General features: G+C 71.2%; 18 protein-coding genes. 8 read left to right on the top strand and 10 right to left on the bottom strand.

All coding sequences use genetic code 11. From position 1 onward, the window contains the following. Positions 1 to 16: 16 nt before the first annotated feature. Positions 17 to 517, bottom strand: coding sequence for a transcription elongation factor GreA (greA, locus tag J2X68_RS11755; RefSeq protein ID WP_020128091.1), 501 nt, complete (start codon positions 515 to 517; stop codon positions 17 to 19). A gap of 200 nt (positions 518 to 717) precedes the next feature. Beyond that, a complete protein-coding gene (locus J2X68_RS11760; RefSeq protein ID WP_310432401.1) occupies positions 718 to 1,119 on the bottom strand; it encodes a DUF4307 domain-containing protein in 402 nt (133 codons plus the stop codon). A gap of 125 nt (positions 1,120 to 1,244) precedes the next feature. On the opposite strand from J2X68_RS11760, the gene mca reads away from it, so the two are divergent. Further along, positions 1,245 to 2,105 carry a mycothiol conjugate amidase Mca gene (gene mca, locus J2X68_RS11765; RefSeq protein WP_310432477.1) on the top strand — a complete coding sequence of 287 codons (861 nt, stop codon included), beginning with the start codon at positions 1,245 to 1,247 and terminating at the stop codon, positions 2,103 to 2,105. Next, positions 2,098 to 2,361: a hypothetical protein gene (locus J2X68_RS11770; RefSeq protein ID WP_310432402.1), complete on the top strand. Its 264-nt coding sequence runs from the start codon at positions 2,098 to 2,100 to the stop codon at positions 2,359 to 2,361. The genes mca and J2X68_RS11770 overlap by 8 nt, the downstream gene beginning before the upstream one ends. 131 nt (positions 2,362 to 2,492) lie before the next feature. Here the strand turns inward: J2X68_RS11770 and J2X68_RS11775 are convergent, their stop codons facing one another. Further along, positions 2,493 to 5,693, bottom strand: a complete 3,201-nt coding sequence (locus J2X68_RS11775) for a tetratricopeptide repeat protein (protein ID WP_310432403.1) — start codon at positions 5,691 to 5,693, stop codon at positions 2,493 to 2,495. A 156-nt stretch (positions 5,694 to 5,849) separates the two neighbouring features. On the opposite strand from J2X68_RS11775, the gene J2X68_RS11780 reads away from it, so the two are divergent. The 5 genes from J2X68_RS11780 to J2X68_RS11800 all read left to right on the top strand — a co-directional run bounded on the left by J2X68_RS11780 (position 5,850) and on the right by J2X68_RS11800 (position 14,711). Continuing rightward, positions 5,850 to 7,895 (top strand): thioredoxin domain-containing protein, encoded by a 2,046-nt coding sequence (locus tag J2X68_RS11780; protein WP_310432404.1) that lies wholly within the window; start codon positions 5,850 to 5,852, stop codon positions 7,893 to 7,895. A gap of 213 nt (positions 7,896 to 8,108) precedes the next feature. Next, positions 8,109 to 9,449: a glycosyltransferase gene (locus J2X68_RS11785; protein ID WP_310432405.1), complete on the top strand. Its 1,341-nt coding sequence runs from the start codon at positions 8,109 to 8,111 to the stop codon at positions 9,447 to 9,449. Continuing rightward, entirely contained in the window at positions 9,446 to 11,092 is a 1,647-nt protein-coding gene (locus J2X68_RS11790) for a phospholipid carrier-dependent glycosyltransferase (RefSeq protein WP_310432406.1), read from the top strand. The genes J2X68_RS11785 and J2X68_RS11790 overlap by 4 nt, the downstream gene beginning before the upstream one ends. Further along, entirely contained in the window at positions 11,089 to 12,279 is a 1,191-nt protein-coding gene (locus J2X68_RS11795; protein WP_310432407.1) for a glycosyltransferase family 2 protein, read from the top strand. Before J2X68_RS11790 ends, J2X68_RS11795 begins: the two co-directional genes overlap by 4 nt. 23 nt (positions 12,280 to 12,302) lie before the next feature. After that, positions 12,303 to 14,711 (top strand): galactose oxidase-like domain-containing protein, encoded by a 2,409-nt coding sequence (locus tag J2X68_RS11800; protein WP_310432478.1) that lies wholly within the window; start codon positions 12,303 to 12,305, stop codon positions 14,709 to 14,711. Here the strand turns inward: J2X68_RS11800 and J2X68_RS11805 are convergent. From J2X68_RS11805 to J2X68_RS11820, 4 genes are all read right to left on the bottom strand, one after another. After that, on the bottom strand, positions 14,708 to 15,433 hold the full coding sequence (locus J2X68_RS11805; protein ID WP_310432408.1) for a Mut7-C RNAse domain-containing protein: 726 nt from the start codon (positions 15,431 to 15,433) through the stop codon (positions 14,708 to 14,710). The genes J2X68_RS11800 and J2X68_RS11805 overlap by 4 nt on opposite strands. 33 nt (positions 15,434 to 15,466) lie before the next feature. Further along, the gene (locus tag J2X68_RS11810; protein WP_310432409.1) at positions 15,467 to 16,096 is read right to left on the bottom strand and encodes a TetR family transcriptional regulator; all 630 of its coding nucleotides are present in this window, start codon (positions 16,094 to 16,096) and stop codon (positions 15,467 to 15,469) included. Further along, on the bottom strand, positions 16,093 to 16,275 hold the full coding sequence (locus tag J2X68_RS11815) for a hypothetical protein (protein WP_310432481.1): 183 nt from the start codon (positions 16,273 to 16,275) through the stop codon (positions 16,093 to 16,095). Before J2X68_RS11815 ends, J2X68_RS11810 begins: the two co-directional genes overlap by 4 nt. Positions 16,276 to 16,418: 143 nt before the next feature. After that, positions 16,419 to 17,132, bottom strand: coding sequence for a hemolysin III family protein (locus J2X68_RS11820; RefSeq protein WP_310432410.1), 714 nt, complete (start codon positions 17,130 to 17,132; stop codon positions 16,419 to 16,421). Between the two features lie 313 nt (positions 17,133 to 17,445). Here J2X68_RS11820 and J2X68_RS11825 point away from each other — a divergent pair, with 313 nt between their 5' ends. Next, entirely contained in the window at positions 17,446 to 19,269 is a 1,824-nt protein-coding gene (locus J2X68_RS11825; protein ID WP_310432411.1) for a phosphoenolpyruvate carboxykinase (GTP), read from the top strand. A 167-nt stretch (positions 19,270 to 19,436) separates the two neighbouring features. On the opposite strand, the gene J2X68_RS11830 is transcribed toward J2X68_RS11825, so the two are convergent. From J2X68_RS11830 to J2X68_RS11840, 3 genes are all read right to left on the bottom strand, one after another. Continuing rightward, the gene (locus J2X68_RS11830) at positions 19,437 to 19,718 is read right to left on the bottom strand and encodes a hypothetical protein (RefSeq protein ID WP_310432412.1); all 282 of its coding nucleotides are present in this window, start codon (positions 19,716 to 19,718) and stop codon (positions 19,437 to 19,439) included. 107 nt (positions 19,719 to 19,825) lie between these two features. After that, positions 19,826 to 20,266: a hypothetical protein gene (locus J2X68_RS11835; RefSeq protein WP_310432413.1), complete on the bottom strand. Its 441-nt coding sequence runs from the start codon at positions 20,264 to 20,266 to the stop codon at positions 19,826 to 19,828. 77 nt (positions 20,267 to 20,343) lie between these two features. Then, positions 20,344 to 21,555 (bottom strand): pyridoxal phosphate-dependent aminotransferase, encoded by a 1,212-nt coding sequence (locus J2X68_RS11840; RefSeq protein WP_020128071.1) that lies wholly within the window; start codon positions 21,553 to 21,555, stop codon positions 20,344 to 20,346. Between the last annotated feature and the right edge of the window lie 20 nt (positions 21,556 to 21,575).

Here is a 21,575-nt window from a genome sequence, read left to right on the forward strand (position 1 = left end):
GACGGACAGGGGCCGGTCAGCCGCTGTAGGCCTCGGCCTTGAGAATGCGCACGGAGGCCTTCTTGCCGTTGGGCAGCTCGTACTCCGCGTCCTCGCCGACCTTGTGGCCGATGACGCCGGTGCCGAGCGGGGACTGCGGCGAGTAGGTCTCGATGTCCGAGCTCGCGTACTCGCGCGAGGCGAGCAGGAACGTCATGGTGTCGTCCTCGTCACCGTCGAAGGCGATCGTCACGACCATGCCGGGCGCCACCGCGCCGTCGGCGGAAGCCGGGGTCTCGCCGACCTTGGCGTTGTCGAGAAGCTGGGTCAGCTGGCGCACACGGAGCTCCTGCTTGCCCTGCTCCTCCTTGGCCGCGTGGTACCCACCGTTCTCACGCAGGTCCCCCTCCTCGCGCGCTGCCGCGATCTTGGCGGCGATCTCCGTGCGCGCAGGACCAGTAAGGTACTCAAGCTCGACCTTGAGCTTGTTGTACGCCTCCTGGGTCAGCCAGGTGACGGACTCGCTGGTCTGGGTCACAGGTGCTCCTCGTCGGTACTGGGAATACAAAGCATCGCCCTACCAAAAGCATGTTCCTCAGGCGATGGGCGAAACCACGAGCCTAACAATTCAGTGGCCGAAGGGGGAGGACATAAGCCATCAGAATTACGTCGACGCAGGTCAGCGCGTTCGTATTGTGGACGATTCCGCTCGCCCGGCGGCCCCGGCGCCGGTGTGCGTCAGTCGGCGTGACAGCCGAGCAGCTCGGCGGTCGTGCCCTTCGCCGTCGTACGCAGCGTGACCGTCCGGTCGATGCGCGTGTCGGAACCGGTGAAGCGGAAGTCCGCCCGGCCCACCTCGGCGCCGTCGGCCGCCTGTGAGCGCACCGTGCAGTAGCCGCTCGCGCCCGCGTCCTTGCGGACCTCCAGGTGGAGCCGCACCGCCTCGTCCGAGGTCGCCTTGAAGGTGATCACCTCGGCGCTGATCTTGTTCTGGCCGACGTAGTGGTAGGCGAAGTAGCCGACCAGGGCGAGCAGGAGCGCGCCGAGTACGGCGCCGATGATCTTGAGCTTGTGGTCGGCCCGCTCGTCCGAGGGACGGCCGTAGCGGCCCTCGGGGAGTCGCGTGCTCGCCGTACTCATGATCGTCCTCCAGGCACGGAATTATTCGCCTCCCGATTCGGTCACTATAGAAGCCTGCGATCGCGCCGGTTCACACCGGGCGCCGACTTACCGAGGATTGAGTCTTGACTGACCAGCTGCGACTGATGGCCGTTCACGCGCACCCCGACGACGAGTCGAGCAAGGGCGCGGCCACCATGGCGAAGTACGTGTCCGAGGGGGTGGACGTGCTGGTGGTGACCTGCACGGGCGGGGAGCGCGGCTCCATCCTCAATCCGAAGCTTCAGGGCGACAAGTACATCGAGGAGCACATCCACGAGGTACGCAAGAAGGAGATGGACGAGGCCCGCGAGATCCTCGGCATCAAGCAGGAGTGGCTCGGCTTCATCGACTCGGGCCTGCCCGAGGGCGACCCGCTGCCGCCGCTGCCCGACGGCTGCTTCGCCCTGGAGGACGTCGACAAGGCGGCCGGCGAGCTGGTGAGGCAGATCCGCTCCTTCCGTCCCCAGGTGATCACCACCTACGACGAGAACGGCGGCTACCCGCATCCCGACCACATCATGACCCACAAGATCTCGATGGTGGCCTTCGAGGGCGCGGACGACGCCGTGAAGTACCCCGAGGCCGAGTTCGGGCCCGTGTACCGGCCGTCGAAGCTGTACTACAACCAGGGCTTCAACCGCCCCCGCACCGAGGCGCTGCACCACGCGATGCTCGACCGCGGCCTGGAGTCCCCCTACGGGGAGTGGCTCAAGCGCTGGGACGAGTTCGGCCAGAAGGAGCGCACGCTCACCACGCACGTTCCGTGCGCCGACTTCTACGAGATCCGCGACAAGGCGCTGATCGCGCACGCCACGCAGATCGACCCGGACGGCGGCTGGTTCCGGGTGCCGATGGAGATCCAGAAGGAGGTCTGGCCCACGGAGGAGTACGAGCTCGCGAAGTCCCGCGTCGATACCTCCCTCCCCGAGGACGACCTCTTTGCGGGCATCCGCGACAATGCCTGACATGAGCGCAAGCGTGAGCCTGGCAATGACGCACCTCGTCCCCCTGGCCAAGGAGGTCGACGAGAACAAGGTCACCCCCGGCGTCCTCGGCTTCATCGTCTTCGCGGCGATGGCGGTGGCGGTGTGGGGCCTGATGAAGTCCATGAGCAAGCACATGGGCAAGGTCGACTTCAAGGAGCCGGCGGATCCGGAGCAGACCTCCGCCGCCGGTTCGGCGCAGCCGACCGCGACGGGGAAGCCCTCCTCGACCTCGTGAGGCGGGCGCACGGCAAGGACGCGTAGCGCGGGGGTGCGGGCTGCCCGCCCCGCCCCGGCGCCCGCCCCACCTGCGCCCGTGCACCCCGGCGCCCGCCTCGTGCCGGCGCCCGCTCCACCCCCGCCCGGGGGCTAGTCGTCGCCCACTGCCACGCCCATGACCTCGCGGGCGTGTCTGCCGGGCACCAGTCCCAGGCGCCAGGCCTGCCAGCCCGACTCCAGGCGGACGCCCCGTTCCAGCAGCAGGCCGTAGGCCTCCAGGCCCTCGTTGAGCATGCCGTCGCGCAGCGGGTGGTCGGTGCGGACCAGCCGGGCCAGTTCCTCCTGCGCCACCACCGTGCCGACCTCGACCCCGCCGGGGGCCGCGTACGGCAGCAGGGTGCAGCGCAGGAAGCGGGCCCAGTCCTCGCCGCGCCGGTCGCCGTACGACGCGAACAGGCCGGCCGCCTCGTCGCACAGGGCCAGGGCCGCCTGCGTACGGGCGTTCCCCGCGTCGACGACCGCGAGCTCCAGGCAGGTCCAGGCCTCGCCGTGGGCGACGCCGATGCGCTGGAAGTCGGAGCGCGCGTCGACGAGGAGCTGCCGGGCGAAGCCGGAGTTGCGCAGGGAACCGGTCTGGGCGGCGCGCTGGTCGCGGGTCACCCGGGCCGAGTGGTGGCGGGCGCAGGCCAGGCCGTAGACGTCACGCATCCGGGAGAACAGCGAGCGGGAACGTTCCAGCTCGCGGACGGCGTGGTCCAGGTCGCCCGTCTCCTCCAGGGCCAGGCCCAGGTAGTAGACCGTCCAGGCCTCGCCGCGCGCGTCCTCGTTGTCCCGGTGCCGTGCCGCCGCCCGGCGCAGGTCCTCCGCCGCCGGGCCGGGATCCCCGGCGATCAGCCGGGCCCGGGCCAGCTGGGTCAGGGCCCAGGCCTCGCCGCGGGTGTCGCGGGTGCGGCCGTACAGATCGAGGGCCTCGCGCAGATCGGCCTCCGCCCGCGTGACGTCCCCGCGGCGCAGGTTCAGCTGGCCCAGCTGGAAGTGCGCCCATGCCTCGCCGTGCACGGAACCGCCCTCCCGGTGCAGGACCAGGGAGCGGGTGAGCAGGTCGAGTGCCTCGGCCAGGTGCGCCCGGTCCCGTTCCACCGCCGCCAGCGCGTGCATCGTCCAGGCCCGGTCCGTGGCCAGCTCGGGCGCGGCCTGGAGCTCCATCGCCTCCCGCAGCTTCGCCGCGGCCTCCGTCAGCTGGCCCTGGTGGTGCAGGGTGATGCCCAGCGAGCACAGGGCGCGCGCCGCCCCCGCGTCGTGGTGGGCCTGGAGGTAGAGGTCGACGACCGAGCTGAGCGTCGTGCGGGCCTTGTCCAGCTCGCCCAGCTGACGGGCCGCGATCCCCGTACGCCACTGCACGGACCGCACCAGCAGGTCCTGGCCGACCGACTGCGCCAGCTCGCTGATCTCACCGAGCCGGTAGAGGTCGCCGCGCAGCAGGCAGTAGTCGCACAGGGCGCCCAGCAGGCTCAGTACGGCGTTCTGGTCCACGCCCTCCGCGTGCCGCAGGGTCGCCGTGATGAAGCTCGACTCGTCGTCCAGCCAGCGCAGCGCCTCGTCCAGGGAGGTGAAGCCGTGCGGGGTGAAGCGGTCCGAGCGGGTCGACATGTTGCCGTCGACCAGCCGCAGCACGGAGTCGGCGAGCTCGGCGTAGCTGACGATCAGGCGTTCCTGGGCCGCCGCGCGCTCGGTCTGCTCCTCCTCGTCGAGGAGCCGGGCCTGGGCGAAGGCGCGGACCAGGTCGTGCAGGCGGTAGCGGTCGCCGCGGACGTGGTCGACCAGCCCGGCGTCGGCGAGGGCGGTGAGATGGCGGGTGGCCTCCGCCCGGTCGGTGGCGAGCAGCGCGGCCGCCGCGGCCGTCCCGAGCGAGGCCCGTCCGGCCAGGGCCAGCCGGCGCAGCAGTCGGCGGGTCACGTCCGGCTGGTCCCTGTAGCGCAGCCACAGGGCACGTTCGACCGGCTCCACCGGTCCGTACACCCCCAGGTCCGCCGCCAGCGCACGCGGTGAGCGCGGGCCGAGCGAGGAGCCCACGACCCGCAGCGCCAGCGGCAGCCCGCCGCACAACTCCCGTATGCGGTCCGCTGATTCGGCGTCGTAGGGGCCCGAGGCGTCCTGGGCGGCCGCGCTCAGCAGTTCCTCCGCGCCCGCCGCGTCCAGCGGTCGCACCGGCAGTTCGTGCACCCACGCGGACAGTTCGGCCGGCAGGTCCAGCGGGGTCCGGGCGGTGACCAGGACCAGGCTGTCGGAGCGTTCCGGCACGAGCGCGAGGACCTGTGCGGGGTCCGAGGCGTCGTCCAGGATCACCGTGACCGGCAGGCCGGTCAGGTGCTGCTGGTACAGCTCGGTGAGCCGTTTGAGCTGCTGGTCCGCGGAGGAGCGCTCCCGGAAGAGGAGCTGCTCGCGGGGCGCGCCGAGCCGGTTCAGCAGGTGCAGCAGGGCGTCCCGGGTGGGCAGGGGCGGCTCCTGCGCGCTGTGGCCGCGCAGGTCCACCACGCAGGCGCCGCGGAACTGGTCGCGCAGATCGTGCGCGGCCCGCACCGCGAGGGTGGTGCGGCCGCTGCCGGGGGGTCCGTGCAGCACGACGACCGTCGGCCGGGTCCGGGTGCCGGCGCGCGACGCCTGCACCCACTGCCTGAGCTGCCCGAGTTCGGTCCGGCGCCCGGCGAACGGGCCCGCCGGTTCGGGCAGTTGGGCGAACGACTGGGCCAGTACGGACCGTCCGCGCGCCGCCGCGCTCTTGTCGGCGCCGCGCAGCTGCGGTCCCGCGGCCTTCTTCGGGCCGGTCGTCGCGCTCAGCATCCGCTGCTGGTCCAGGAACGGCCGGATGCCGCGCACCTCCAGCGCGGTGAGCCACTGCAGCCGCAGCTGCTCGGCGCCGCCCGGCTGCCCCGCCTCGCCGGCCCGCTGGTGGGCGGCCGGCAGATGGGAGCCCGCCACCTTCACGACGGTCGTCGCGGCGCCGACGACCCCGACGGCCACCCCGGCGCCGAGCGCGGTGCCCGGCCCGGTGCCCAGCGCGAGATCGGCGACCGCCGTCGCGACGGCGGCAACACCGGCCACCAGCAAGGGAGTCCGCCCGCCCTCGCGGGCGTAGCGCTGTCCGAAACTGACCTGGCCGGCCTCCGCCTCCTCCAGGGCGCGCGCGTAGGCCTCGTACTCCTCGGCGGCCGTCTGCGCCATGGCGTCCAGCGCGCCGCGCGCCCGGGTCATCAGCACCTGCCGGTCGCTGCGTCCGCCGGAGCGCCGTACTTCCTCCTCCACGGCCCGCGCCAACAAGCGCTCGGCTTCCGCCCTGTGGCCGTCCCGCATGATCCGTCCCCCTCCGGAGTCACCGCTTTCCTTGGTCAAGTGTGCTGCGGGCGGCCCCGCCACGCGAGGGGGCGAAGGGTTCGTGGGCACCGCGGCGGTGATCGCCCGGAGGCGCCTGACGTCCGGCGGGCGGGGTACTGCGGCAGGATGGACCCCATGCCGAACCGACTGGCTCATGAGACGTCCCCGTACCTCCTCCAGCACGCCGACAACCCCGTCGACTGGTGGCCCTGGTCGGCGGAGGCCTTCGAGGAGGCGCGCCGGCGGGGGGTGCCGGTGCTGCTGAGCGTCGGGTATTCGAGCTGCCACTGGTGCCATGTGATGGCGCACGAGTCCTTCGAGGACCGGGAGACCGCCGACCACCTCAACGAGCACTTCGTCAGCGTCAAGGTCGACCGGGAAGAGCGTCCCGACGTGGACGCCGTCTACATGGAGGCCGTGCAGGCCGCCACCGGCCAGGGCGGCTGGCCCATGACCGTGTTCCTGACGCCCGACGCCGAGCCCTTCTACTTCGGGACGTACTTCCCGCCCGCGCCCCGGCAGGGCATGCCCTCCTTCCGGCAGGTGCTGGAGGGGGTGCGGCAGGCCTGGACCGAGCGGCGGGACGAGGTGGCCGAGGTCGCCGGGAAGATCGTCCGGGATCTGGCGGGGCGGGAGATCTCCTACGGCGACGGCGTGGCCCCCGGCGAGCAGGAGCTGTCGCAGGCGCTGCTGGGGCTGACCCGGGAGTACGACCCGCAGCGCGGCGGATTCGCCGGCGCGCCGAAGTTCCCGCCGTCGATGGTGATCGAGTTCCTGCTGCGCCACCACGCCCGGACCGGGGCGGAGGGCGCCCTGCAGATGGCCCGGGACACCTGTGAACGGATGGCCAGGGGCGGGATCTACGACCAGCTGGGCGGCGGGTTCGCCCGGTACTCCGTCGACCGGGACTGGGTCGTGCCGCACTTCGAGAAGATGCTGTACGACAACGCCCTGCTGTGCCGGGTCTACGCCCATCTGTGGCGGGCCACCGGCAGTGAGCTGGCCCGGCGGGTCGCCCTGGAGACCGCCGACTTCATGGTGCGCGAACTGCGCACCGAGCAGGGCGGGTTCGCCTCCGCCCTGGACGCCGACAGCGACGACGGGAGCGGGCGGCACGTCGAGGGCGTGTACTACGTCTGGACGCCCGCCCAGCTCGCCGAGGTGCTCGGGCCGCAGGACGCCGAGCTCGCCGCGCGCTACTTCGGCGTCACCGAGGAGGGCACCTTCGAGCACGGTTCCTCCGTCCTCCAACTGCCGCAGCAGGAAGAGGTCTTCGACGCGGAGAGGATCGCCGGGATCAAGGAGCGGCTGCTCGCCGAGCGCGGCGGTCGGCCCGCCCCGGGCCGCGACGACAAGGTCGTCGCCGCCTGGAACGGGCTCGCGATCGCCGCGCTCGCCGAGACCGGCGCCTACTTCGACCGGCCGGATCTCGTCGAGGCCGCGGTCGGGGCCGCCGATCTCCTGGTCCGGCTGCATCTCGACGAGCAGGCCCGCATCGCCCGTACCAGCAAGGACGGACAGGCCGGGGCCCACGCGGGGGTCCTGGAGGACTACGCCGACGTGGCGGAGGGGTTCCTCGCCCTCGCCTCCGTCACCGGGGAGGGCGTCTGGCTGGAGTTCGCGGGATTCCTGCTCGATCACGTCCTCGTCCGGTTCGTCGACCCCGACTCCGGCGCGCTGTACGACACCGCGGCCGACGCCGAGCGGCTCATCCGGCGTCCGCAGGATCCGACGGACAACGCGGCGCCCTCCGGCTGGACCGCCGCCGCGGGCGCGCTGCTGAGCTACGCCGCCCACACCGGGTCGGAGCCGCACCGCACGGCCGCGGAGCGGGCTCTGGGCGTCGTGAAGACGCTCGGCCCGCGGGTGCCCCGGTTCATCGGCTGGGGTCTCGCCGCCGCCGAGGCGCTGCTCGACGGGCCGCGCGAGGTGGCCGTGGTGGCGCCCGACAAGGCAGACCCGGCGTCGAGGGCGTTGCACCGCACGGCACTTCTGGGCACCGCGCCGGGGGCCGTCGTCGCGTTCGGCACCACCGGGAGTGCGGAGTTCCCGTTGCTCGCCGACCGGCCGCTGGTCGGCGGTGAACCGACCGCGTACGTCTGCCGTAACTTCACCTGTGACGCCCCGACCACCGATGCCGACCGACTGCGCACGGCGTTGACCACGGTGGTGAGCGGCTGAAACGGCCGGAAACAGCCGCACGGCACGGTCGATCCCGAGGGGAAAGCTGAGCACCTGTTCGGATAAGTCGGGTTACGAGCGGCAGAGTTCCGAAACAATCTATTTATCGGAAGAGTTCCCGGACTTCACAGACTCCCCCTAGTCTCTCCACAGTGCCGCGACGGAGGTGGAACGCCGTCGCGGCAGGGGGCTCTGGGATCTGGGGGGATCTACTTGCTCACGTCTGTCTTCATCGCTGCCGTGTCACTGGCCTTGTTCTGGATGGCGGCGTTCACCCTGTGGTGGCAGATGCACGCGTGGCGTACGCCCGAAGTGCTCGCCTCCACCCGGTTCAGCAGTCCGGACGGCGGCGAACACGTCTCCTTCTCGCTGTTGCTTCCGGCGCGGCACGAACAGGCCGTGCTGGACCACACCATCCAGCGGCTGCTGGAATCCAGCCACACCGACTTCGAGATCATCGTCATCGTGGGGCACGACGACCCCGAGACCACGGCGGTGGCCGAGAGCGCCGCCGAACGCGACCCGCGCGTCCGTGTCGTCGTCGACACCCACGAGAAGAAGAACAAGCCGAAGGCCATGAACACGGCGCTGCCGCACTGCCGTGGCGACGTCGTCGGGGTCTTCGACGCCGAGGACCAGGTCCATCCCGAGCTGCTCGCCCATGTCGACCACGCCTTCCGGACCACGGGGGCCGACGTCGTGCAGGGCGGGGTACAGCTCATCAACTTCCACTCCAGCTGGTACAGCCTGCGCAACTGCCTGGAGTACTTCTTCTGGTTCCGCTCGCGGCTCCATCTGCATGCGCAGAAAGGATTCATCCCGCTGGGCGGCAACACCGTCTTCGTGCGCACGCACACCCTCAGGGAGGCCGGCGGCTGGGACCCGGACTGCCTGGCCGAGGACTGCGACCTCGGAGTCCGTCTCTCCAGCGCCGGCAAGAAGGTCGTCGTCGCCTACGACTCCGACATGGTGACCCGGGAGGAGACCCCGGGCTCGCTGATGTCCCTGCTCAAGCAGCGCACCCGCTGGAACCAGGGTTTCCTCCAGGTCTACCGGAAGAAGGACTGGAAGCAACTGCCGGGCTTCGGGCAGCGGTTGCTGGCCCGCTACACCCTCATGACGCCCTTCCTGCAGGCGTTCTCCGGGGTGATCATCCCGCTCAACGTGGCGATCGCGCTCTTCCTCGACGTGCCCGTCGCCATCGCCTTCGTCACCTTCCTGCCCGCCGTCACCGCACTCGTCACCTTCGTCTTCGAGCTCGTCGGCCTGCACGACTTCGGCAAGCAGTACGGCCTGCGCGTGCGCCTCGTCCACTATCTGAAGCTCGTCGTGGGCGGCCCCTTCTACCAGGTCCTCCTCGCGGGAGCCGCGATGCGCGCCGTCTGGCGCGAACAACGCGGCCGCAACGACTGGGAGCTGACCTCGCACGTCGGCGCGCATCTGACCGCGGCCACTCCGGCCCCCGCGAGCACGACCGTGCGGGGACCCGCGGCCGGGACCGTCGCCGGCCCCGCTCCCGATCCCGCAGCGATCCGAGAGGACGTTCCTGCGTGACCTCCACCCTTCCCGCGGTGACCACCGGCACGGTCCCCGCGCGGCGCGGACCTGTGCCTGACGAGCGTTCGACCGGCCGGACTTCGCCGAAGCGGCTGCGCCGTTCCCGTCCCGACCTGATCCTGTGCGGCGTGCTCCTGGCGGCGATCCTCGTCGTCCAGGGCTGGAACATCGCCGACTACCCGGCCCTGAGCGACGACGAGGGCACCTACCTCGCCCAGGCCTGGGCCGTCCAGGAGGGCAAGGGACTCGCCCACTACACCTACTGGTACGACCACCCGCCCCTCGGCTGGATCCAGCTCGCCCTGCTGACCTGGATCCCCAAGCTGATCAGCCCCGACGCGATGACCGTGGGCGCGATGCGGCCCGCGATGCTCGTGGTCGGCGCGGTCAGCGCCGTCCTCGTCTACGTCCTCGGGCGGCGGCTGTCGCTGCCCCGGTGGGCGGCCGGGCTCGGCATGGTCCTGTTCGGGCTCTCCCCGCTCTCCGTCGTCCTCCAGCGGGAGATCTTCCTCGACAACCTCGCGGTGATGTGGACCCTGCTCGCGTTCACGCTGGCCGCCTCGCCCAGCCGCCACCTCTGGCACCACTTCGGAGCCGGCGTCGCCGCCGCGACGGCGGTGCTCACCAAGGAGACGATGCTTTTCGTCCTCCCGGCGGTCCTCGTCACCATGTGGCGGCACAGCCACCGCGACACCCGTAAGTTCGCCCTCACCGGCGCGGTCACCGCCTGTGTGCTGATCGGCCTCGCGTACCCCCTCTTCGCCCTGCTCAAGGGCGAGTTGCTGCCGGGCAGCGGCCATGTCTCGCTCTGGGACGGCATCGCGTACCAGATGACGAGACCGGGGTCGGGCTTCATCCTCGACCACGGCTCGGGGGCCCACGGCGTGCTCCGGTCGTGGCTCTACTACGACCGCGTGCTCCTCCTCGGCGGTCTCGCGGGCGCGCTGCTGCTCCTGCTCACCTGGCGCTGGTCGGTCACCGCCCGCGCGCTGGCCGGCCCGTCGCTGGCCGTGGCGACCCTCGCGGTGGTCGCGATGCGGCCCGGCGGCTACCTGCCCGCGATGTACGTCATCCAGGCGCTGCCGTTCCTCGCGCTCGTCCTCGCCGGCGGCACGGCGAGCGTCGCCCACGCCGTCCTGCGCAGACGACGTGGGCCCGACGAGGCGCGGTGGCGGACCGGCGGCCGCTACGCCCTCGCGGCCGTCCTCGCCCTGGCGGCGGGGGCGTACGTCGTCCCGCGCTGGTACGACGGCGACCGCACCGCCGTCACCGCCGACGCCAACGCCCCCTACCGGGCCGCCTCCGCGTGGCTGGCCACGGCGGTCGACGACCCGGCCGGCACCCGGGTCCTGGTCGACGACGCGCTCTGGCTGGACCTGGTGCACGCCGGGTACCGGCCCGGGCTCGGCGCCATCTGGTTCTACAAGGCCGACCTGGACCCGGCGGTCACCAAGACCCTGCCTAACGGCTGGCGGGACATCGACTACGTCGTCGCCTCGCCGACCGTCCGGCGGGACGCCAGCGACCTGCCGCAGGTCGGGGCGGCCCTCGAGCACTCGACGCCGGTGGCCGCCTTCGGCTCCGGCGAGGACCGGATCGAGATCCGGCGGATCCAGACCGACTCCGGAGGCGCCCGATGAGCCACGAATACACCGAGTACAGCGCCCCCGTCCCCGATCTGAACGCCGCCGAGCTCGCCGAGCCCGGCGCGGTCACCATCGTCGTGCCGACCTTCAACGAGTCGCCGAACATCCGCCGGCTGCTGCACCGGATCACCGAGTCCGTGCCGTCCCGGCTGCCCTGCGAGGTCGTCTTCGTGGACGACTCCACCGACGACACCCCCGAGGTCATCCGGGACGCGGCGCGCGACTGCCCGTTCCCGGTGACCGTGCTGCACCGGGAGGAACCGGTCGGCGGGCTCGGCGGCGCGGTCGTCGAGGGGATGAAGGCGGCCGGGTCGGACTGGATCGTCGTCATGGACGGCGACTGCCAGCATCCCCCGTCCCTGGTGCCGGAGCTGGTGGCCACCGGGGAGCGGTCGAACGCCGGGCTCGTGGTCGCCTCCCGGTACATCAAGGGCGGCAGCCGCGCCGGGCTCGCGGGCAACTACCGGGTGGCCGTCTCCCGCGGGGCCACCTGGCTCACCAAGTCCCTGTTCCCGCGGAAGCTGCACGGCATCAGCGACCCGATGAGCGGGTTCTTCGCGATCCGGCGCAGCGCGGTCACCGCCGACGTCCTCCAGCCGCTCGGCTACAAGATCCTCCTCGAACTCGCCGTCCGCAGCCGCCCGCGCAAGGTCGGCGAGGTCCCGTTCGTCTTCGAGGAACGCTTCGCGGGCGAGTCCAAGTCGAGCGCGCGGGAGGGCCTCCGCTTCCTGCGCCACCTGGTCGGACTGCGCACCGCGTCGCCGGTCGCCCGCATGGTCGGCTTCGGGCTGATCGGGGCGACCGGGTTCCTGCCCAACCTGCTGGGACTGTGGGCCCTCACCGCCGCCGGACTGCACTACGTGCCGGCCGAGATCCTCGCCAACCAGCTCGGTGTCGCCTGGAACTTCGTCCTCGTCGAGCATCTGCTGTTCCGCGACCGCCGGGCCCATCGCCGCTGGTGGGACAGGGCCGGCCGGTTCGCGCTGCTCGCCAACGCCGATCTGGTGCTGCGCATCCCGCTGATCGCGCTGTTCGTGCACCGGTTCGGGATGGGCGCGCTGTCCGCGACGGCGCTGGCGCTGGTGACGACGTTCGTCGTGCGCTTCGCCGGTACCGAAGCGCTGGTCTACCTCCCCCGCAGGAAGCCGGGGGCGAGCCGCACCGCAAGGAGAGCCGTGTGAACAGACGCCGCAGACGGATCGCGATGCTGGCGGTGGCCGGCCTCACCGGAGGCCTGTCGCTGACCGGCCCGCAGCCCGCGTCCGCCGCCGACCTCGTCAAGAACCCCGGCTTCGAGACCGCGGGCACGGACGGCATGCCGTACTGCTGGGAGAAGTCGGGCTGGGGCGACAACGACTTCGCCTTCACCCACACCTCGGACGCGCACACCGGCGCCAAGGCGATGAAGGTGACGCTGACCCGCCGGGTGGACGGCGACCGCAAGGCGCTGATCACCGAGTCGGCGGCCTGCGCGCCCGCGGTGACGCCGGGCAAGCAGTACGACCTGTCGCTCTGGTACAAGTCGACGACCCCCGACACCTCCGTCACCCTCTTCCGGCACGACCCGACGGCGGGCTGGCAGTACTGGACGGACCTGAAGACGCTGGACATGGCGTCCGCCTACACCCGGGCCACCGTCCGCACCCCCGCGGTGCCGGCCGGCACCGACCGCGTCACCTGGGGCGTCTCCGTGTACGGGACCGGCTCGGTGACCACCGACGACTACACGATGGACCAGGTGCCGGACGTCCTCCCGCCCGCGACCTGCACCGGCACCACCGAGCAGTGCGCCGACGGCCGATGGGACGTCCTGCCCACGCGGAACCCGGTCCGCTCCATGCACTCCGTCGTCCTCCACAACGGCAAGGTGCTGCTGATCGCGGGCTCCGGCAACAGCGAGGAGCAGTTCGCGGCGGGCACGTTCACCTCGGCGGTGTACGACCCGGCCGACGGCAGCTACAAGGTCGTCCCGACGCCGAAGGACATGTTCTGCTCCGGGCATGTGCAGCTCCAGGACGGGCGCGTCCTCGTGATGAGCGGCAACAAGGCCTACCCGGTGGCCGGCGGACACGGCTACGAGGGCTTCAAGGACTCGTACGTCTTCGACCCCGTCACCGAGACGTACAGCAAGACCAACGACATGAACGACGGCCACTGGTACCCGTCGGCCACGATCATGGGCAACGGTGACGTGCTGTCCTTCGGCGGGCTGCGCGAGGACTCGACCGGATCGGTGACGGCCGAGCTGTTCTCGCAGGCGGAGCAGCAGTGGCAGCCGCTGTGGAAGGTCCACCAGACCTGGTCGTACTGGGGTCTGTACCCGTCGATGATCCTGATGCAGGACGGCCGCCTCTTCTACTCGGGCAGCCATGTCTTCGGCAACAACATCCCCGGTACGGGTGCGGCGGTCTACGACTACGACGCCAACACGGTCACCCAGATCCCCGGTCTCCAGAACAAGGACCAGCGCGACCAGTCGGCGAGCGTCCTGCTGCCCCCGGCGCAGGACCAGCGGGTCCTCACCCTCGGCGGCGGCAACATCGACTCCAACCCGGACGGCAACCGGCTCACCGACGTCATCGACCTGAAGGCGGCGAACCCGTCGTACGTCGCCGGGCCGCCGCTCCCGCAGGGCACCGTCGACCTCGGCAACGGGCCGGTGCCCGAGACCGGCGCCCAGGGCAAGATGTACGTCTCCGCCGTGCTCCTGCCCGACGGCAAGGTGCTGGAGACGGGCGGCGCGCTGCACAACCGGGCCGACCCGGTCTTCGAGTCGTCGCTCTACGACCCCGGCACGAACACCTTCGATCCCGTCGCCGCCGACCCGCAGGCCCGCGGCTACCACTCGTCCTCGTTCCTGCTGCCCGACGGCCGGGTGATGTCCACCGGCGACAACCCGGGCAACGGCACCTGGAACCACAACGTGTCGATCTACACCCCGCCCTATCTGCTCAGGGGCGCCCGGCCGGCGATCACGTCGGTCATCGACACGGAGTGGACCTACGGCGACACCCAGCGCATCACGGTGGACCGGCCCATCGCCAAGGCGGAACTGATCCGCCCGGCCGCGGTGACGCACTCCTCCGACCCGAACCAGCGCTTCGTGGACCTCCCGCTCTCGGTCGACGGCAACAACGTCGACCTCAACGTGACGAGCAACCCCAACCTGGCGCCGCCGGGCTGGTACATGCTCTTCGCGGTGGACGCGAACGGGGTGCCGTCGGTGGCGAAGTGGGTGCACCTCCAGGGCCCGGCCGGACTCGCCGCGGACTCCGCCTCGGCGTTCTCGGTGTCCTCGGGCACCGGGGCCGCACCGCATGTGCACTCCTTCGCCGACGACCTGAGCGGCAAGGTCACCGGCCCCGGCCGGAAGCGGACCTCGCAGGCGGTCGGCCCGACCGTCTCCGGCTGCGACCGGCACTACGGCTCGATCAACGTGTGCGTGCCGACGGCGTTCCCGGCGACGGTGAAGAGGACGACGGCCGCCCGCTGCTCCTGGCTCGAGGCCAACGACTACGGGCGGCTGAAGGTCAACGGCAAGGACGACCCGCTGGGGCTCGACCCCGACCGGGACGGCCTCGCGTGCGGAAAGGGCGATCTGCGCAGGGCCTAACCCGCGAACTCCGCCAGGGCGCGCTCCACGATGGCCACCAGCTGATCGTGGTGCGCGCCCTTCCAGTACGCGCGCCCGCAGGACAGGCACTGCGCGAACACGTCGTACGACTGCCGCGTGCCGTGCCGCAGCTGGTCGGCCACCTCCTCCTTGGTGGCCTCGCGCAGCAGCCCGTTGCAGGCGGTGCACCGCGTCCAGGGAAGGAGCTCGGGAGCGAACCGGTCGAGGACGTCACGGAGCTGCTGCTCGGGGTCGGTGCTGTAGACGTACGCGCCCGCCCACAGTTCGCGCCGCCGCAGCAGGCCCCGGTCCCGGCTCAGCATGACGCGCTGTTCGGCGGCCGACCGGGCGGCGAGCGCCGGGTCGCCGATGTCCGTCGACTCGTACGCCGTGTCCACGCCGAGCAGCCGCAGCCGGCGGGCGAGGGTGCCGAGGTGGACGTCGAGGAGGAAGCGCAGCGGCGCACCCGGGATCCGCTGCGGGCGGGCCACCGGGCGCACGGTCACCGACTCGCCGGCGGCGGGGATGTGGGAGACCGGTACCGCACGGCCGTCGACGAGCAGACTGCCGACCTCGGTGAGCGGCACCCCGAGCGACTCGACGACATGACCGAGGGTGGAGACGCCGTCGACGGCGAGTGCGGTGGCTCCCGCACGCCGTGCGTGCGGGACGAACAGGGCCAGCTCCGGGGCGACTTCGACGCGGATCTCGAATGCGTTCACCTGGTCAGGATGGCACGGGGGAGGGGCGGGGGCTCAGCGCTTTTCGTTGCTCAGGCCGTGTTCCAGGACGTCCATGGCGCGGTCGAGGAGGGCGCCGAAGTCGCCCTCGTGGCCGTGCTCGCCCCAGTACAGGGCCGTCTGCATGAGACCGCCGAGCAGGGACATCGTGTAGACGCGGACCTCCAGGCTGTCGGGGGCGCGGCCGGAGCGCTCGCCGATCGCGGTGCCGAGCATGCGGCCGAGGACCGACATGCTCTCCGTCATCCGCGAGCGCACCGCAGGGACCTGGACCATCAGCCGGGTGCGCAGCCGGGCCACTTCCGGGTCCTCGTCGAAGCCCCTGCGGGCGCCTTCCCGCATGACGTACCGCATGGTGTCCGCCAGCGGTTCGTCGGTGGGCCGGGAGCGCAGCAGCGCCGGCAGGACCGGATCCTGCTCGCCGGTGAGGACGATGTCCTCCTTGGTCGGGAAGTAGCGGAGGACGGTCGACGGCGACACCTCGGCGCGCTCGGCGATCTGGTCGATCGTCGTGGCGTCGTAGCCCTGCTCCTCGACCAGCGCGTAGGTGGCGGTGCGGATCGCCTCGCGGGTCTTGGTCTTCTTGCGCTCCCGGAGACCCGGCTGCGGGGGGTCGGCGGGAGAACTGCTGCGTGCGGCCGTCATGGGCTCATTGTCGGCCATCGCCCGCGGCGGCGAAGACGCCAGGACCCAGGGAGGGCGCTCGCGAGCAGGCTGCCGGGCAGCGCGATGCCGAGGGCGGCGCCGACCTGGCGCAGGGGCATCAGCAGGCCGGAGCCGCCGCCGGCGCGGTCGGCGCCCGGGGCGCCGGCCGTCGCGGGCACGATCGAGGAACCGTAGCCGTGTCGAAGCCGAGCGTGAGCATGCTCGCGACCAGGGCTCCCAGGGCCCACCAGCGGCGGGCGGCGGGGCACGAAAAAGGGCCACGGCTCGGAAGCCGTGGCCGGAAGAAGGCGGAAAAGTGACGTCATCCGTGCTGGTATGCCACCAGGGAGATGCCGACGTAGTGCACGACGAACGCGGCGAGGGTCAGCGAGTGGAAGACCTCGTGGAAGCCGAACCAGCGCGGTGACGGGTTGGGGCGCTTGATCCCGTAGATCACGCCGCCCGCGCTGTAGAGGAGCCCGCCGACGATCACCAGGACCATGACGGCGATGCCGCCCGCCCGCATGAAGTCCGGCAGGAAGAAGACGGCGGCCCAGCCCATCGCGATGTAGCAGGGGGTGTAGAGCCAGCGCGGGGCGCCGACCCAGAAGACCCGGAAGACGATGCCCGCGACCGCGGCCGCCCAGATGCTCCACAGCAGCCACTGTCCCTTCGACTCCGGCAGGAGCAGCAGGGTGAGCGGTGTGTAGGTGCCCGCGATGATCAGGAAGATGTTCGCGTGGTCGAGTCTGCGCAGGATGCCGTCCATGCGCGCGTTCCAGTCGCCCCGGTGGTAGAGCGCGCTCACGCCGAACAGCAGGCACGCGGTGAGGGCGTAGATGCCGCACGCGATGCGGCCGCGGGTGGAGTCGGCGAGGGCGGTGAGCACGAGGCCCGAGACGAGGGCGGCCGGAAACATTCCGAGATGCAGCCAGCCGCGGAGCTTGGGCTTGACCGGATGCGGCAGGGAGAGCGCGACGGGACCACGGCCGGCGGCCGGCGTGTCCGTTGGAGCGTCGGGGACGGGCGCAGTCATGCGCCGAATCGTACCTACGGAACCGTAGGTTGCGGATCAGTCCCGCGCGCCGAAGGGCGAAGAGTGGCCATCTTCTCACGGCGGCCGGGTCAAAAGGCCGTCGGCTGAACGTCATGTGGACGCAAAACGTCGCCGCTACACGTGGCCATCCTCACTCCGCTCACCTGTGAGGCCCTCTGGACATATGGGCGGTAGCATCGGATGATCAAATGAGTGCGGTCGACACCGGATGAGCGCCAAGGTCACCACCGAAGCATCCGGGTCGCAGCCCCCACGGGGCCTCCAGACAAAAATCCCTCATTTAGGAGCAATCGTGGCGCGCGACATCGCGGCTCCCCCCGTCATCCCCACCGACCACCAGGAACTCGTCTCCTGGGTGAACGAGATCGCCGAACTGACGCAGCCGGACAACGTGGTCTGGTGTGACGGATCCGAGGCCGAGTACGAGCGACTGTGCGACGAGCTCGTGGAGAAGGGCACCTTCAAGAGGCTCGACCCGGTCCAGCGCCCGAACTCCTACTACGCCGCCTCCGACCCCACCGATGTCGCCCGCGTCGAGGACCGCACCTTCATCTGTTCCGAGAAGGAGGAGGACGCCGGCCCGACCAACCACTGGAAGGCGCCCGCCGAGATGCGGGAGATCTTCTCCGGTGAGAAGGGGCTGTTCCGCGGCTCCATGCGCGGCCGCACGATGTACGTCGTCCCCTTCTGCATGGGCCCGCTGGGCTCCGACCTCTCCGCGATCGGCGTCGAGATCACCGACTCCGCCTACGTCGCCGTGTCCATGCGCACCATGACCCGCATGGGACAGCCGGTGCTGGACGAACTCGGCACCGACGGGTTCTTCGTGCGTGCCGTGCACACGCTCGGGGCGCCGCTGGCCGAGGGCGAGGCCGACGTCCCGTGGCCCTGCAACCAGACCAAGTACATCTCGCACTTCCCCGAGAGCCGCGAGATCTGGTCCTACGGCTCCGGCTACGGCGGCAACGCCCTGCTCGGCAAGAAGTGCTACGCCCTGCGCATCGCGTCCGTCATGGCCCGCGACGAGGGCTGGCTCGCCGAGCACATGCTGATCCTCAAACTGACCCCGCCGCAGGGCGAGTCCAAGTACGTCGCCGCCGCCTTCCCGAGCGCCTGCGGCAAGACCAACCTCGCCATGCTGGAACCGACCGTCTCCGGCTGGACCGTCGAGACCATCGGCGACGACATCGCCTGGATGCGCTTCGGCGAGGACGGCCGCCTGTACGCCATCAACCCGGAGGCCGGCTTCTTCGGCGTGGCGCCCGGCACCGGTGAGCACACCAACGCCAACGCGATGAAGACGCTCTGGGGCAACTCGGTCTTCACCAACGTCGCCCTCACCGACGACAACGACATCTGGTGGGAGGGCATGACGGAGGAGACTCCCGCCCACCTCACCGACTGGAAGGGCAACGACTGGACGCCGGAGTCCGGCGTCCCCGCCGCCCACCCCAACGCCCGCTTCACCGTCCCCGCCGCGCAGTGCCCGATCATCGCGCCCGAGTGGGAGGACCCCCGGGGCGTGCCGATCTCGGCCATCCTCTTCGGCGGCCGGCGCGCCTCCGCGGTCCCGCTGGTGACGGAGTCCTTCGACTGGAACCACGGCGTCTTCCTCGGCGCCAACGTGGCCTCCGAGAAGACCGCCGCCGCCGAGGGCAAGGTCGGCGAGCTGCGCCGCGACCCCTTCGCCATGCTGCCGTTCTGCGGCTACAACATGGGCGACTACATGGGCCACTGGGTCGACGTCGCCAAGGGCAAGGACCAGGCGAAGCTGCCGAAGATCTACTACGTCAACTGGTTCCGCAAGAACGAGGCGGGCAAGTTCGTCTGGCCCGGCTTCGGCGAGAACAGCCGCGTGCTCAAGTGGATCGTGGAGCGCCTGGACGGCAAGGCCGAGGGCGTCGAGACCCCGATCGGCATCCTGCCGACCAAGGACGCCCTCGACACCAAGGGCCTCGAACTGGCCGACTCCGACCTGGAGTTCCTCCTCACCGTGGACAAGGAGGTCTGGCGCGAGGAGGCCGCCCTGGTTCCCGAGCACCTCAACACCTTCGGCGACCACACCCCCAAGGAACTGTGGGACGAGTACCGCGCGCTGGTGCAGCGCCTGGGCTGACGCCCGTCCCCGAAAGACTCCGCGGCCGGCACGGATGTGCCCTGACCAGTGATCGTCACGGCCGGCCGCGGTGCGATGCGGCGAGCCGCGTACAACGGCGTACGTGGCCATGGGCCTGTCGTCGTCCCCCCGTCCGCCCCGACGAGGAGACGGCGGCAGGCCTTCGCCTACCGCCCCCTGACGGCCGGTCGGTCCCTGCGGTCGCGGGCCTTGCCGTCCCGCCCGAAGCCGTCGGTCTGCACGGTCCAGGGGCCGAAGGGCGCCTCGTCACCGTGGACGGAGGACTCCGTACGGCTGGAGCGGCCGCCGCACGGCTCGGAGGGCACCTCGGTCGTGCCCTTGCGCGGGTCGACGACCGGGCGGCGGGGGATTGCCCTGGCGGGGCGGTCGGCGCGTTTCTCGGTGACCGGGGTGCGCGACGTACGCGTCTTCGCCCGGTCCGTGCCCATGTCCGCAGGGTACGGAGGAAAGATGGCGCCCGGTCCGCGCGTCGCTGCGGGTGCACGCGGACCGGGGCCGTTCATGGTCCCCCGGAGGGGAGTCCCGGTGAGGGGATTCAGCCGGCGGTGCTCAGTTCCTGCTTCTCCGCCAGGGCGGCGGCGTGCGCGTCCATGCGCTGGGCCGCCAGGATCGCGGCCGCGGTGTCCGCGCGGGAGGCGGCGACGAGGAGCGCGCGGCCGGCCAGTGCGTGCGCCCGCTCGTGCAGGGCCGCGAGGCGCGGGTCCGCCTGGTCGGCGGCGAGGTCGGAGCGGACCGGGGCCCGCCCTCCCCGCAGCCGGGTCACCTGCTGCGCGAGCCGTGCGGCCGCGGCGTCCAGGTCGGCGGACGGCGCCGCCGCGCGCAGGTCGTCGGTGACGGCGAGCAGCGCCGCGAGATGAGCCGCGAGCTGGATGTCCAGCTCCTCCTCGCGGGTGCGGTGGGGGAAGTCCGAGGGCGTGCCGGCCATCGTGGTGTGGACGGATCCACGCGAAGCTGGGGTGCGGATCGGCTCGTACATAGGATGGCCTCCTGTGCTGTCAGGAAACCATCCTAGCTTAGATCTCGTCTAAAGTTGAGCCGTCCACGGAACCGCCGCTACGGCTGGCTGTAGCCGTCCAGGAAGCGGGCGATCCGGCCCACCGCGTCCCGCAGGTCTGTCGCCGTCGGCAGTGTGACGACCCGGAAGTGGTCCGGCTCCGGCCAGTTGAAGCCGGTGCCCTGGACGACCATGATCTTTTCCTGGCGCAGCAGGTCCAGGACCATCTGCCGGTCGTCCTTGATCTTGAAGACGGTGGGGTCCAGGCGCGGGAACAGGTACAGCGCCCCCTTCGGGCGCACGCACGTCACGCCCGGGATCTGTGTCAGCAGCTCGTACGCCGTGTCCACCTGCTCCTTGAGCCGCCCGCCCGGCAGCACCAGGTCCTTGATCGTCTGGCGTCCGCTGAGCGCGGCCACGACGCCGTGCTGCCCCGGCATGTTGGCGCACAGGCGCATGTTCGCCAGGATCGTGAGGCCCTCGATGTAGGAGTCGGCGTGCGCGCGCGGGCCGGAGATCGCCATCCAGCCGACCCGGTAGCCGGCCACCCGGTACGCCTTCGACATGCCGTTGAAGGTGAGAGTGAGCAGGTCGGGGGCGACCTTGGCGGTCGGGGTGTGCGTGGCGCCGTCGTAGAGGATCTTGTCGTAGATCTCGTCCGAGCAGACCAGCAGGTTGTGGCGGCGCGCGATGTCCGTCAGTCCCCGGATCATGGCCTCGTCGTAGACCGCGCCCGTCGGGTTGTTCGGGTTGATGATGACGATCGCCTTGGTGCGGTCGGTGATCTTGCGCTCGACGTCGGCGAGGTCGGGCATCCAGTCCGACTGCTCGTCGCACCGGTAGTGCACGGCGGTGCCGCCGGAGAGCGAGACGGCGGCGGTCCACAGCGGGTAGTCGGGGGCCGGTACGAGGACCTCGTCCCCGTCGTCCAGCAGCCCCTGCATCGCCATCACGATCAGCTCGGACACGCCGTTGCCGATGAAGACGTGCTCGACGTCCGTCTCGATGCCCAGCGTCTGGTTGTGCATCACCACGGCCCGGCGTGCGGCCAGCAGGCCCTTGGCGTCGCCGTACCCGTGTGCCGTCGAGACGTTGCGGAGGATGTCCTCCAGGATCTCCGGCGGGCAGTCGAAGCCGAAGGCGGCCGGGTTGCCGGTGTTCAGCTTGAGGATGCGGTGACCAGCCGCTTCCAGGCGCATCGCCTCCTCGAGAACCGGGCCCCGGATCTCGTAACAGACGTTGGCGAGCTTGGTCGACTGGATCACCTGCATGTCTGGGAGCTTACGGCCCG

The organism is Streptomyces sp. 3330, from assembly GCF_031456635.1.
Classification (GTDB): Bacteria; Actinomycetota; Actinomycetes; order Streptomycetales; family Streptomycetaceae; genus Streptomyces.